Below are 12,696 nucleotides of genomic sequence, written 5' to 3'. Positions count from 1 at the left end.
CCAGCAGCCGGCACGTTGCGGGCCTGTGGGTCTTGTCCAGATGAGCGTATGCGGCAACGGCGGGGTCCCGGCCCGTGAGCAGGAACCCCGCCGTCCGCAGGGGTGTTGCGCGGTCACACCGCAGTGGTCACACAGCCGTGGTCGCGCCCCGGGTGCGCGCCTTGCGGCGGTGCAGGGCGAACGCGGTGGTTGCCGCGCCGGCGGTGAGGATGCCGGCTGCGATGGCAATCGGCAGGCTCGTTGAGGTGGAACCCGAATAGGAGACGTTCTGCGCGGCGAGGTCCTGGTTGTACGCGGCCAGGTCGGACGCGGACGAGGCCGTCTGCGTGTAGTGCGGGATCCGCTTCACCGACTTCACGGAGCCGTCCGTGTTCAGCAGCACCTGCTTGTTGTTCGGGTGCTTGAAGTCGAACATGCCGGTGAGGCTGCCGGCCCGCTGGTCGAAGGACGCGTCACCGATCCGGCCGGTGTGCCAGTTGTTCTCGATGAACCGGGTGATCGACGCCTGCTCGGTGGCGGTGTGGTCGACCTTGTTGACCTTGCTGTACGGCGAGATGACCAGCAGCGGCTGCCGGGTGCCCGGCCCGCAGCGGTCCGCGTAGCCACCCTTGGCGGCCGGACCGGACTGGCAGGCTGCACTGTCGAGGGCCTTGCCGTTGGAACCGACGGTGGAGTCCGTGGAGCCGTTGCGCACCTTCGACGTGACGTGGTCGTACCAGCCGTCGGAGTCGTCGTAGGCGAGCACGACAGCGGTGGACTTCCACTCCGGGGACTGCTGCAGCGCGTTGATCTCCTTGATCAGGAAGTTCTGCTCGTCCGTCGGGTCGGAGTAACCGGCGTGCCCGTCCTGGTACTCGGCCGCCTTCAGGAAGCTGACCGCGGGGAGATTGCCGGTCTTGAGAGCGGCGTCGAAGTCCGTGAGGTCGTAGTTGTGGTTGGCGCGCCCGTTGCGGCCGATCTCGCTGACGCTCTTGGGGGCCAGGTGGTGCGGGTTGGACGTCGACTTGTAGTACTCGAACGGCGAGTGGTGCGGGCTGTAGTCCTCGGAAGCGGCGCCGCCGACGTTGGTGTGGGTGGTGCCGGCACACTTCGCGTAGTCGCCGCTCTTGCCGTCCCACGCGGTGCTGGGCCGGAAGCCGCCCTGGAACCAACCCCAGGTCACGCCCTTGTTGTTGAGCAGGTCACCGATGTTCTCGCCCTGCATCACCGCGAGTGCGTTGGTGCTCGTGTGGTCCTTGTCCGAGCAGTCGTCGAAGGCCGGGTCGGGGTCGTTGATGACCGTGCCGACGCCCTTGGCGTTCGGGGAGACCACGGTGTACGAGTCCGGGGTCGTCGTCTGCTTCGGGTTCTCGGTGCCGGAGGCCGGGTCGACCGAGATCACGCCGTGGGTCTGACCGGAGATCAGGTTCAGCGCGCCGGGCGTCGAGGGGCCGTAGACCGAGCTGAACGACTTGTCGTTGAGGGAGTACTGCTGGGCGTAGTTCCACAGACCCGTGACGGTGTTGCCGTCGTAGTAGTCCATGACCAGGCCGGGCTCACCGAAGAGGCCAGAGCACTTGTTGACCTCGGTGTTCTCGACGTACTTGTCGGCCTTGCCGCCGTCGGCCGCGTACTGCTCGGGGCCGTAGGAGTGGTTCTGGTCGCAGGTCATCGCCTGCGAACTGCTCAGCCGGGTGGGCGTGTAGAGGTTCGGGTTCTTCTTCAGCAGCCCGGCGTTGAGCAGGTTGTCGGCCTTCGGCGTGTGCGCTGCGGCCTTGAACCTCGTCCCGTCGGTGTTCGCGGCCTGCGGGTAGGTGGCGAAGTAGTGGTCGAAGGAGACGTTCTCGTCGTAGATCACGACCACGTGCTTGATCGGTGTCGCGGTGTGGGTGCCGGAGGGGTGGTGACCGCCGGAGTTCGCCGACGCGGGGACGGCCCCGCCAGCGGTCGCCAGTGCGGCAGCGCCGAGCAAGGCGCCAATGCGCGTCACCTGACGTCGCCCACCTGAGGATCTTCCTGTGCCGATCATGCTGTCTCGCCTTCCGAGGGAGCATCGAAGTCCAGGGCCCGGCCCGCAGATTCGATGTTTGTGCCATCTACAGCCGGATCCTGCGCAATGGTGGCGGCGGCCCGGGGGAGCGGCAATGACGTCAAGGCGAACGGCGGGTCAGGAGATTCTCATGGTTTGTTGGCCTGTTCTTGACCCATGTCTCAGATCAGCAGTGTCTCAGGCCAGCAGGGTGCGGCCCAGCCAGTCGGACGCGTCCCGTACGCCGGGCAGCGCGAAGAAGTAGCCGCCACCGTACGGCGAGATGTAGTCGACCAGCGGTTCACCGGCGAGCCGCTCCTGCACCTTCGCGAACTGCCGGGCCAGGTCCTGCTGGTAGCAGCAGAACAGCAGGCCCATGTCGAGGTTGCCGTTGCTGTCCATGCCCCGGTCGTAGTTGTAACCCCGGCGCAGGATGCGCTGATCGGCACTCTGCGCGGTGCGCGGGTTGGCCAGCCGGATGTGGCTGTCGAGCGGGATCACATCGCCCTGCGGGTCCTGCGCGAAATTGGGCGTGTCCTTCTCGTGCCGCCCGTCCAGCGGAGCGCCGGTGTCCCGGGCCCGGCCGAACATCCGCTCCTGCTCGGTGATCGAGACCCGGTCCCAGAACTCCACCAACATCCTTATCAGCCGCACGACTTGATAGCTGCCACCGGTCGCCCAGTCCGGCTCGCCTCCGCTACCGCCCACCCACACAAGGTCGTTCATCGCGCGGGCATCGGTCACCTCCGGGTTGGAGATGCCGTCCTTGAAGCCCAGGTGATTGCGCGGGGTGCCCGACGGGCGCGGCGGACTGATGAACCCGTCCGTACGCCACCGCACTTGGAGACCACCGCGCGTGTGCCGGGTGACATCGCGCAGGGCGTGCAGCACAGTGTCCGCGCTGTCGGCGCAGAACTGCACACTCAGATCGCCGTGACACCAGGCGGAGTTGAGATCGTCGTCCGGGAACGACGGCATCGCGGTGAGCCGGCGGGGCGCGAGCTTCGCGAGCCCATAGCGGTCGTCGAAGAGGGACGCCCCGACGCCGACCGTGATGCTCAGCCGGTCGGCGGGGAGGTCCGGGCCGAGCGTGCCCGAGTCGGAGGGCGGGGCGGTGATGCCCAGGTCCGCCGGGCTGCCGCCGGTGGTGAGGAAGCGGGCCCGGTCGGTCAACGTCCGCAGCAGGTCGGTGAGTTCGGACTTGTCCGCGGCGGTGGTGTCGAAGGACACGAACGCCGTGGCGCGCTGCGCCGGGGTGACGATCCCGGCCTGATGGACCCCGTGGAAGGGCACGGTGGTGGCCGGCGTCTGCACGGCAGCCGCGGCGGCACCACGATCGGCGGCGACCAGACCGCCACCGGCCACAGCTGCCGCACTCGCCAGAAAACCTCGGCGGCCCACCTCGTTCACGCGCTTCACGCGGTCCTCCGTACGTCCGTGAGGGCGGCCACGTCGGCCAGCCGCTCGACCAGTCCACCGAGGTCGGCGTCGACCTTCTCCCGCTGCGGACGCGAGAGTTGGGAGAGTGGTGTCCACTTTCCGGAGTGGTCGAGGCCGTCCAAGGTGTGCTGCGCCCGGTCCATCCAGTCGCCGAGTTCAGCGAACCCCGCGTCACGCGTCTTCAGCAGCGGGCCCAGGTATCCGAGCAGCACGCGGGTGCCGTCGAGATTGGCGCGGGCGGTGGCCAGATTGGTCCCGCTGCCGTAGTCGGTGCGGCCGGTCAGCTCGAACTGCACGGTGTTCTCCAGGATCTCGTGCGCACGCAGACCGGTGTCGGCCGGATCCATCCGCTGAGCGGGCCAACTGCCCTCCAACGCGTGGACATCCTTGGCGAGTTGATCGGCGGGACCACGCAGCCCGCTCGCCGACTCGCCGTGCCACAGCCCGTACTCGACCCGGTGGAACCCGGTGAACCCGGCATCGTGCACCCCGCCGGACAGCCCGGCCGTGGTGCCGTTGATCGCCCCGTCGGAGTCACCGAACGTGCCGTAGGCGGCGCCCATCCGCTCGTACACGAGATGCGCGGGCAGCCAAGCCCTCCAGGCCGCCGCGAGATCACCGCGATCGACGGCGGCCCGCAACACGTCGGTCTTCTGGGCGAGTTCGACGGTCCGGCCCTGAATCCACTTCTGGTAGGCCAGCGTTGGCGGGATGAGTTCCTGCTGAGTGATCGGCACGGCCGCGGGCCCGCTCTTCACCTTCGAGCCGCTGATCCGCACGGTCGGTCCGGTCACGGCGTCCGCGTCGTCGGGCAGACACTTGAAGGCGTACGACCCGTTCCCGAGGGTCACCCCGAGCGGCCGGACGGTACCCGGCGCCAGCCCCTCGACCTCGCCGTAGACGGCACCGGTCTTCGCGTCGGTGAGATACACCTCGGCCGCGGTACTGGATGTGTTGTGCAATTCGAAGACCTGGTGACCGGCTTGCGGGTGCGTCCAGCCGCTGCCGCAGCCGGAGGTCGCGACCTCGACGGTGGTGTGCGGGAGCCCGTCGGCAGCGGCGGCTGGCCGCGCGCTCGAACCGGATCCCCGGGCCGCGAGAACTCCGGCCCCCACGGCCGCCACCGCCACGAGAGCACCCGCCGCGAGCAGCACGGTACGGCGGCGGGCGGCCGGGGCAGACGATGCCGGTGCTGGATCCGGGGGCGATATCGGACCGGGTTCGGCTTCGGCGCCGCGCTTGGTGACGGGCACGCCGGGCCTCCAGAGGGAGTCGTACGAACGGGAGCGGTGTTCTTGATCCTAGGCAGGTCGCAGGGCCCTGACCGGGCCTCTTGACCCTGTTCTGACCGGACGGCGATCGAGAATTCGCCCGTGGTTCATCCGTTCGTCCACAAGCATGGCGGTCTCACGGCGGGTTCCGGCCGTGGGCTGGTCAGGAGGGGTGATGGTTCACCCCTCCGTCGTCGGCCACCTCGTACAGGTCGATCCGCAGCAGCCGCCGGATGTGGGCTGGGACGCGTTGCGCATGCCACAGCGAGGATGTCGGTACGACGAGCGTGTAGCGGATGTTCGGGGAGCTGCTCGTCATGCGGCGCAGCAACTGGCCGTAGGCGATGTCGGCGTCGATCCCCTTCTCCTGGGTGCGGCCCTTCGCCTCGGCGATCAGTCGCTCCTCGCCGCGTACGGCCTCGACGTCGGTCCACCGGTCCGTAGGGGTGACCACGGTCCATCCGTCGGCGATCAGATGACGGCGAAAGGCATCGGTGACGCGGTCCTCGTCGCTTACCGGTGCGAGGATCGTCTGTACCGCCTGCAGGTCCGTGTCTCTGGTTCGGCGAAGGCGGCCCCTGGAGTCGGCGTCGAGGTCAGCGGGCCGGATCACCGCCAGACGGATCCCGTGCTGCGGGATCAGGGTGTCGCGACGGGCGTCGTAGAGCGCGCGCTGCTCCCCACGGTGCACGCCGCTGACGGTGAGCCGGTCCGGCTTGTCGAAGTGCGGCACCGGCTGGTCGTGCTGGATCTCCCGGTACTCGACCACCAGGTGCTGACCGGGCCAGTACGCGTCGACCGGCAGCCTCATGCGCCGTCCGTTCGTCCCCGGGTCGCCCAGCAGCCAGTCGAACCGGTGCTGGCGCAGGCCGCGTTCGCCGAGCAGTTCGTCGCACAGATCGAGGACGTACGCCTCGTCGCTGTTGTCCCTTCCCATGCCGCGGAATGATGCCAGGCACGCAGGTGCCGGCGAGTGGTCGCGGAACCCGGCACGGAACGGACGAGGGGAAGGCGGCTACCCTGGCCTGCCGGGTGCTCGCGCCGAGGCCAAGTGGGTCGGCTGTGCACGTGTGCTTCGACCTTGCGGGAGGCAACGGGTGCCCGGCGGTTCATTCGCGCGACTCTCCGACCTGGTGGAGTCGCTGACCGGCGACGTGGTCTTCGCCATGTCGAGGGGCAGCAAGGAACTGTTCCACAGCGACACGCTCGCCTGGTACGTGGAGCACCATCCGGTGCTGGGCGAGGCCCTTCTGGATGCCTGGCAGATACCCGAGAGTGGTCATGGGTTGGGTCGGGTGCGGGTGCGGCGGGAGTGGCGGAACCTCGATCTTGTCGTGGAATACCCCGGTCGCAGCCCGCTGGTGATGGAGAACAAGGTGTTCTCGCTCCCGGACACCGACCAGTTGGACTCCTACGCCGACGGCAAGCTGCACGGGCTCGACCGTCCCGTCCTGGTGCTGCTGAGCCTGCTCGATCCCGGATGGCCGGGACGGACGTGGACGACACCGGCCGGGACGGCGTGGCACTGGCGCGGCTACGACGAGCTGGCCGCCACGCTGCGTCCCTGCCTTCCGGAGCTGCGCGGGGCGGACCGCTTCGGCGCCGACGTGTTCGAGCGCTGGCTCGGCCTGATCGGCACACTCGTGGACCTGAGCGCCGAGGTCGGCACGCCCGCCGATTCGGAGCCGTTGCTGCTTCCCGCGGAGGCGGCAGCAATCCTCCGGCCCGCTCGCCTGGACGCGACGGTGCAGAAGATGCGCTGCCTGCACGCCACGAACCGGATCCGGGCGGAGCTGGCGGGGGAGATCGAGCGGGAGGGGATCCTGGTACGTACCGCGATGAGCCGGGGCCAGGGCATCGTCGAGATGTTCACCGCCTGCCCGGGACCCGGTTTCGGCTGGCAGATCCAGGAGGGCCAGTTCCGTCTCGTGTATCTGACCGGCACGGGCCCCGGGCACGGGAAGGGCGAGGAGCGACGGGAGGTCCGCGAGGGCCAGGCGCGCGCCTACGGCGACTACTTCCGCTTCGACCGGGCGCGGGACCTGCTCGGCGACACCGGACCCGAACGTCCCGGCGTCGCCCCGCACCAGCCGCTGACCTTCAACGGCTTCGCCCCCGACTTCGTCTACCGCAGCATCCCGGCACCCGATCTGACGATCGAACAGGTCGTGGACCTGGGCGTCACCTTCGCCCGCGAGGCGCTGAAGGCCCATGCGGACGCGTTCGGTGAAGTCCTCCGTGTGGACAGCTGACCGTGGTGGGCTATCGGACGGGCGCCGTCGCGGTAGGTTGCGCTCCTTGTATGACGGGGTGGATGGGATGGACGTCCTGGGAGTCGACGCCTGCGGTAAGCAGGGCTGGGTCGGGATCGGGCTCACGGACGGCGCGTACGCGGGCAGCCTGGTGGATAGCCGGCTCGACACGCTGATCGAGCGTGCCGTCGGAGCGCGGGTGATCGCGGTGGACATGCCGCTCGGGCTCGTCGAGAAGGGCTGGCGTGCCGCGGACCTGGCGGCCAAGGCCCTGCTCGGTGTGCGGCGCAACAGTGTCTTCCTCATCGCGCCGAGACCGGTGTGGCAGGAACGCGAGTACGTGGCGGCAGCCGACCGGTGCCAGGAGCTCACCGGTAACCGGTTGAGTCAGCAGGCGTGGGCGCTGGCCCCGAAGCTGCTTGAGGCTCGGGCATGCTGGCTCGCCGATGAACGGGTCCACGAGGTGCACCCCGAGGTGTGCTTCTCCGCCCTGGCGGACGGGGTTTCGCCGGCTTACGCGAAGAAGACCTGGCGCGGGCAGCACCTGCGCCGCTCCCTGTTGGCCGGGGCCGGGATCGTCCTCCCGGACGTGCTCGGTGAGGCGGATCGTGTTCCCGCGGACGACGTTCTCGACGCTGCCGGCGCGGCCTGGTCGGCGTACCGGATCGCACGGGGGACCTCGGGCAGGGTTCCCGAGGTGCCCCAGCTCGACGCGGAAGGCCGCGCCGTCGAGATTCGTTTCTGACCAGCGTCGGATGCCGACGCCTCTCGCAGGGCCCTGGGAAGACAGTGGGTGCTGAGCGACCCGTTCGTCCGCTTGCGATGGCGGTCGTCGCTACCGATCGGGTCGAGCGGCGTCCGGCCCGGGAGCACGCTTCGCCGCCGCTTCGCAGGCTCGTCTCATCCGCAGGAGCTGGACAAGACCCACACGCGGGTGACGTGTGTCGGCATGCGGCACACGTACTCCACGCCATCCTCCCGCCGACGTGAGCAGTGATCTTCATCCGGGAAGCCGGCGACGGTGCGGTGCTGCCGCCGTCGAGTTGCCGCTGTGCCTGCTACCGCTGGAGCGCTTGCGCCACCTGCTGGTATGAGTCGTGGCGCTGTTGTTCCCGGGCTGCTCGGATGGCAGGGTCCGGCGACCACAGGGCCTGCCGGCCGGGGTGATAGGTGTGGACGACCTCGTACTGTGCCTCGCCCACGAGCTGGGGGTGGGTCTTCTCCAGTCGTCGCCAGATGTCCTGCGCGTCGACTCCTTGCAAAAGGACTACTTCAAGGCGGGGAAGCAGACCGAGGAGGCGGGCCAGAACAGTGACGCCGGCTCTGCGTTCCTCGGCGTTGGGGGCGCGGTTGATGTACCAGGGGTAGGCATTCCAGGGGGTGGTGACGCGGGCGTCTATGCCCGCTTCGGTAAAGCCGGTGCACTGGCGTTCGGCCGTGGCGTCGTCGTTTTCCATGCACAGGAAACCCGAACCGCTGCCGTCCTGGGTCTTGGGGCCCGGATCGCGCAGAACCGACAACACGCGTGCGTCGACGCCCCCGTGCCAGGGAGCCACGTACGGCATCCAGCCGCGGCCGTCCTGGTCGCGCAGTTCATCGACCATCTCGTTGATGGCACGGACATGCGGCGCGTACCGGCCGCTCTCCTGCTCGTCGCGGAACGCCTCGTCCGCCATGCGTCTGACCACTTCATCCTCCGGATTCAGATGTGGCGGTCCACGGTAGCCGCGCCCACTGGCACTGGTCCGAGGAGGCCGTGGTGGACCTTCTCATCGCGGTTCCGGGGCTGCGAGTGGCCTGATACGACTCGCTCCAGAGGGTGCCTGGCCATCGTCCGTCGCGCGCCGACGACCCCGGGATGCCTGCCGGCGTGCGCGGGGAAGCCGGTGATCCGCGGCCACGTCACGGCGGCAACTTCCCCTGGGCTCTTCCTCAGCCGGTGTGCTCGCTGAGGATGCGGCGGGCCTTGCGTTCCACGAGGACGGGTATGTGGGTTCGAATCGGGAGGGCGCTGAGGGACTCGCGGGCTTCGGCGACCGCGGCCTCGATCTCGTCGGGTGTGTGGCGGTCGCTGTAGGAGGTCTTGAGCTGGTCGGTGACGCGCAGGATGGCGGCGTCCTCGTCGAGGTCAATCGGCACGGCTCCCCCTGATGTCAGGGTGTTGCGTCTGGGTGGGGAGGCCCGCGGCGGCGCCATGGACATTCCTCGCGCCGTCATCTGGGCGGTGCGGGTGGCGCTGCCGCGGAACCCGAGATGGAACGATAGCAAAACATTTCGGTGACCGATATATCCTGAGGGGTATGGCCACCCGCATGAGTCCCCGCCCGTCCAGGAGACGCTGGTCCGCCGTGCTCACCGTGGAGCGGGCTCGTCCGGAAGGGATACGGTCGCGGCCGAACGCCTGGTGGCTGGCGGTGGGCACGGTGTGCTTCGGGGCGTTCATGGGGCAGTTGGACGCGAGCATCGTGACGCTGACCTACGGCAGTCTGCGTACAGAGTTCCGTACGTCTCTGGCGGCGGTGGAGTGGGTGTCGCTGGCCTATCTGATCACTCTGGTGGCGCTGCTGATTCCGGCCGGGCGGCTGGCCGACGCGCACGGCCGCAAGCTGCTGTACCTGTACGGGTTCGCGGTGTTCACGCTGGCGTCCGCCGCCTGTGGGCTGGCGCCGTCGCTGGCGGCGCTGGTGGGCTTCCGGGTGGTGCAGGCGGCCGGGGCGGCGCTGATGCAGGCCAACAGCGTGGCGCTGGTGACCACCAGTGCGCCGCCGGAGCGGATGCGCACGGCGTTGGGGGTGCAGGCCGCCGCGCAGGCGCTGGGTCTGGCTTTGGGGCCGACGGTGGGCGGGGTGCTGGTGTCGACGCTGGGCTGGCGCTGGGTGTTCGGGGTGAACGTGCCGGTTGGGCTGGTCGCGCTGGTGGCCGGGCACTATCTGGTGCCGCGTACCCGGGGCCGTACCCGCGTGGTGGGCTTCGACTGGCAGGGGTTGTCCCTGCTGGCGGTGGCGACTACCAGCGTGCTTCTGGGTGTGTCGGCGGCCTCCGGGCTGCCGGTGCCCGGCTGGGGTGTGGCCGTGCTGTTCGCAGTGGCCGCGGTGGCGGGCTGGGGCTTCGTGCGCCGGCAGCGTCGGGCCGTCGCGCCGCTGCTGGACCTGGCTCTGCTGCGGGGGCGGGCGGTGGCGTTCGGGCTGATCGGAGCGCTGAGCGGGTACCTGGTGCTGTTCGGACCGTTGGTGCTGGTGCCGGTCGTTCTCATGGCGCGGGGCACTTCGGCGTTGATGGCCGGGACGGTGCTGACGGCGCTGCCGGCCGGGTTCGCTTTGGCCGCGACCGGAGGTGACCGGCTGCTGCCGCGCTCCCTGGCCGACCGCAGGCGCTGCCTGGCCGGAGCCGGTGTCTTCGCCCTCGCCATGGCCGCGCTGCAGGCTGTTCCGTTGACGATCGCCTGGCTGGTGCCGGTCCTGGCACTGGCCGGGCTGGGTTTGGGCACTTTCACCCCGGCCAACAACACCATGATCATGAGGGCGATCCCGGCCCGCGCCTCCGGCACCGGAGGTGGCCTGGTCAACATGACGCGTGGTCTGGGCACCGCACTGGGCGTCGCCCTGGTCACTCTTGCCCTCCACCTGGCCGGCGGTGGCGGTGGCCAGGCCGGTGCCCGGTGGGCCTCCGCGATCCTCGTGGCGGCCTCGGCCGTCGCGGTTGCGTCGGCCTGGCTGAGCCCGGGCGGGGAGCCGAAGGGGGTACGGGAGACGTTGTGACGGGGTCCGAGAGGGGATCGCGGGAGTGATCCGGAACACCGGCGAGTGGGTGTGGGACGCCTGGGTGACCAGTCTGGACGTCCTGGTCGCCGCGCTCGCGGTGACGGGCGCGGTGGTGTTGCAGGCGCGCTGGCTGGCCGCCGTCGCCGGGGTCTGGGCGGTACTGGCGGTGCGTCAGGGCTTGCTGGCCGTGAGGGCGTTCCGCCGTAGAGCTGGGTAGGCCGGGCGGCCGGTGAGGAGCCGTTGGATGAGGAAGCCGAGTGCGAGGGTGGCTGCGCCGGCTGCCGCGTCGGTGACGAAGTGGTTGGCGGTGGCCAGGATGACGGTGAAGGTCGCCAGCGGGTAGCAGAGGCCCAGCACCCGCACCCAGGTGTGGCGGGCGAGGAAGGCCAGGGTGAGGCCGGACCAGGCGGACCAGATGATGTGTACCGAGGGCATCGCGGCGTACTGGTTGGAGAGGGAGGCAACGTCCCCCGACGCCCACGATCCCCAGGTGTGGTGGACGACTACCGTGTCGATGAACCCGCGTCCGGCCAGGAACCGGGGCGGGGCCGTGGCCAGGAACGCGAAGCCGGCCAGTGCCAGCAGGGTGGCGGTATAGAGGGCGGTGCGCACTGCGCGGTAGTGGCCCGGGTGGCGGACGTACAGCCACACCAGGACGCCGATGGTGACGATGAAGTGCAGGGTGGCGTAGTAGTAGTTCATCCCCACGATCAGCCAGCCGACCCGGTCGGCGGCGTGGTTGACGGTGAGTTCGATGTCCACGTGGAGCACCTGCTCGGCGTGCCAGATGGCGTGGGCGCGGTGCAGGGCGGCGGTGCGGTGGGCGGGTACGGCGTTGCGGGTGAGGGTGTAGGCCCAGTAGAGGAGCCCGCTGCAGGCCAGTTCCATCCACAGCCGGGGCCGGTCCAGGGGGCGCAGGCGGGCGGGCAGCAGCGGGCCGATGCGCCCTCTTGGACGCGGCGGGTGCCCGGAGGTGGCCGGCGACGCTTGGGTGGCCTCCCTCACGCCTTCTCCCGCGCGGACGCCTGGGCGGGCACCGGCTCGGCATCCGCAGCGTCCGGGGCCGGGTACGGGGCGTCGTCGTCCGGGCGCGGACGCCGGGAGACGATCAGGTATGCCAGCGCGCCGGTGAACAGGATGAGGGAGACGTAGTCGTTCAGGCGCAGGCCCAGGAAGTGGTTGGCGTGGTCGATGCGCAGCGCCTCGATCCAGGCCCGGCCGGTGGTGTAGGCCAGGACGTAGCAGGCGAACAGGCGTCCGCGCCGCAGCCGCTGGTGGTGGCGGGCGTCGAGCCACAGCAGCAGGGCCATCACGCCGAGGTCCCACAGCGACTCGTACAGGAACGTGGGGTGGTACAGGGCGATGGTGGGGGAGTCGGCGGGGCGGTTGGCCGGGTCGATGTACAGCGCCCACGGCAGATGGGTGGGGCCGCCGTACAGCTCCTGGTTGAAGTAGTTGCCCCAGCGGCCGATCGCCTGGGCCAGCACCAGCCCCGGGGCGACGGCGTCGGCGAAGTCGGACAGCTTGACGCCACGGCGGCGGCAGCCGAGCCAGGCGCCGACCGCACCCAGCGCCACCGCGCCGGGGATGCCCAGGCCGCCGTCCCAGATGAACAGCGCGTGCAGGGGCTGCTTGCCGGAAGCGAAGTACAGCTCCGGGTCGGTGATCACGTGGTAGAGACGGCCGCCGAGGATGCCGAACGGTACCGCCCAGATCGCGATGTCCGCGATGTCCTCGCGGCGCCCGCCCCGGGCCTCCCAGCGGCGGCCGGTGAGCCAGACGGCGGTGAAGATGCCGGCCAGGATGCACAGCGCGTACGCGCGGATCGGCAGTGGCCCGAGGTGCCACACTCCCTGCGAGGGACTGGGCAGGTACGCCACGTTCATCAGGTCGACCGTTCTCGCGTGATCTGGGACCCGGCCCGCGGCCGGAGTACCCGCACGACAATACATCGGACACCGAAG

Annotated in this window: 12 protein-coding genes; 4 read left to right on the top strand and 8 right to left on the bottom strand. The window is 69.9% G+C overall.

Annotated features, from left to right (window positions below; genetic code table 11):
* Window positions 1–127: 127 nt before the first annotated feature.
* The 4 genes from OG568_RS15535 to OG568_RS15520 form a co-directional block, all read right to left on the bottom strand.
* Window positions 128–2,008 carry a phospholipase C gene (locus OG568_RS15535; RefSeq protein ID WP_329532005.1) on the bottom strand — a complete coding sequence of 627 codons (1,881 nt, stop codon included), beginning with the start codon at window positions 2,006–2,008 and terminating at the stop codon, window positions 128–130.
* A 198-nt stretch (window positions 2,009–2,206) separates the two neighbouring features.
* Window positions 2,207–3,427: an iron uptake transporter deferrochelatase/peroxidase subunit gene (gene efeB, locus OG568_RS15530; protein ID WP_329532004.1), complete on the bottom strand. Its 1,221-nt coding sequence runs from the start codon at window positions 3,425–3,427 to the stop codon at window positions 2,207–2,209.
* Window positions 3,424–4,701, bottom strand: a complete 1,278-nt coding sequence (locus OG568_RS15525) for an EfeM/EfeO family lipoprotein (protein WP_329532003.1) — start codon at window positions 4,699–4,701, stop codon at window positions 3,424–3,426. Before OG568_RS15525 ends, efeB begins: the two co-directional genes overlap by 4 nt.
* Before the next feature lie 181 nt (window positions 4,702–4,882).
* A complete protein-coding gene (locus OG568_RS15520) occupies window positions 4,883–5,656 on the bottom strand; it encodes a hypothetical protein (protein WP_329532002.1) in 774 nt (257 codons plus the stop codon).
* Between the two features lie 160 nt (window positions 5,657–5,816).
* Between OG568_RS15520 and OG568_RS15515 the strand changes: the two genes are divergently transcribed.
* Together OG568_RS15515 and OG568_RS15510 are read left to right on the top strand one after the other, a co-directional pair.
* Window positions 5,817–6,971: a PD-(D/E)XK nuclease family protein gene (locus OG568_RS15515; protein WP_329532001.1), complete on the top strand. Its 1,155-nt coding sequence runs from the start codon at window positions 5,817–5,819 to the stop codon at window positions 6,969–6,971.
* A gap of 67 nt (window positions 6,972–7,038) precedes the next feature.
* Window positions 7,039–7,716, top strand: a complete 678-nt coding sequence (locus tag OG568_RS15510) for a DUF429 domain-containing protein (RefSeq protein ID WP_329532000.1) — start codon at window positions 7,039–7,041, stop codon at window positions 7,714–7,716.
* A gap of 313 nt (window positions 7,717–8,029) precedes the next feature.
* On the opposite strand, the gene OG568_RS15505 is transcribed toward OG568_RS15510, so the two are convergent.
* Window positions 8,030–8,659, bottom strand: a complete 630-nt coding sequence (locus OG568_RS15505; protein WP_329531999.1) for a uracil-DNA glycosylase — start codon at window positions 8,657–8,659, stop codon at window positions 8,030–8,032.
* Between the two features lie 244 nt (window positions 8,660–8,903).
* Window positions 8,904–9,110, bottom strand: a complete 207-nt coding sequence (locus OG568_RS15500) for a three-helix bundle dimerization domain-containing protein (protein ID WP_329531998.1) — start codon at window positions 9,108–9,110, stop codon at window positions 8,904–8,906.
* 161 nt (window positions 9,111–9,271) lie between these two features.
* Between OG568_RS15500 and OG568_RS15495 the strand changes: the two genes are divergently transcribed.
* Together OG568_RS15495 and OG568_RS15490 are read left to right on the top strand one after the other, a co-directional pair.
* Window positions 9,272–10,729 (top strand): MFS transporter, encoded by a 1,458-nt coding sequence (locus OG568_RS15495; protein WP_329531997.1) that lies wholly within the window; start codon window positions 9,272–9,274, stop codon window positions 10,727–10,729.
* Between the two features lie 25 nt (window positions 10,730–10,754).
* Window positions 10,755–10,949 (top strand): hypothetical protein, encoded by a 195-nt coding sequence (locus OG568_RS15490; RefSeq protein ID WP_329531996.1) that lies wholly within the window; start codon window positions 10,755–10,757, stop codon window positions 10,947–10,949.
* Here OG568_RS15490 and OG568_RS15485 read toward each other — a convergent pair.
* Together OG568_RS15485 and lgt are read right to left on the bottom strand one after the other, a co-directional pair.
* Entirely contained in the window at window positions 10,904–11,737 is an 834-nt protein-coding gene (locus OG568_RS15485) for a phosphatase PAP2 family protein (RefSeq protein WP_329531995.1), read from the bottom strand. The two genes, OG568_RS15490 and OG568_RS15485, sit on opposite strands and share 46 nt — an antisense overlap.
* The gene (lgt, locus tag OG568_RS15480; RefSeq protein ID WP_329531994.1) at window positions 11,734–12,618 is read right to left on the bottom strand and encodes a prolipoprotein diacylglyceryl transferase; all 885 of its coding nucleotides are present in this window, start codon (window positions 12,616–12,618) and stop codon (window positions 11,734–11,736) included. Before lgt ends, OG568_RS15485 begins: the two co-directional genes overlap by 4 nt.
* Between the last annotated feature and the right edge of the window lie 78 nt (window positions 12,619–12,696).

Source organism: Streptomyces sp. NBC_01450 (genome assembly GCF_036227505.1).
Taxonomy (GTDB): domain Bacteria; phylum Actinomycetota; class Actinomycetes; order Streptomycetales; family Streptomycetaceae; genus Streptomyces.
The sequence above is the reverse complement of the archived record's forward strand: the minus strand, read 5'-3'. Positions and strand labels throughout refer to the sequence as shown.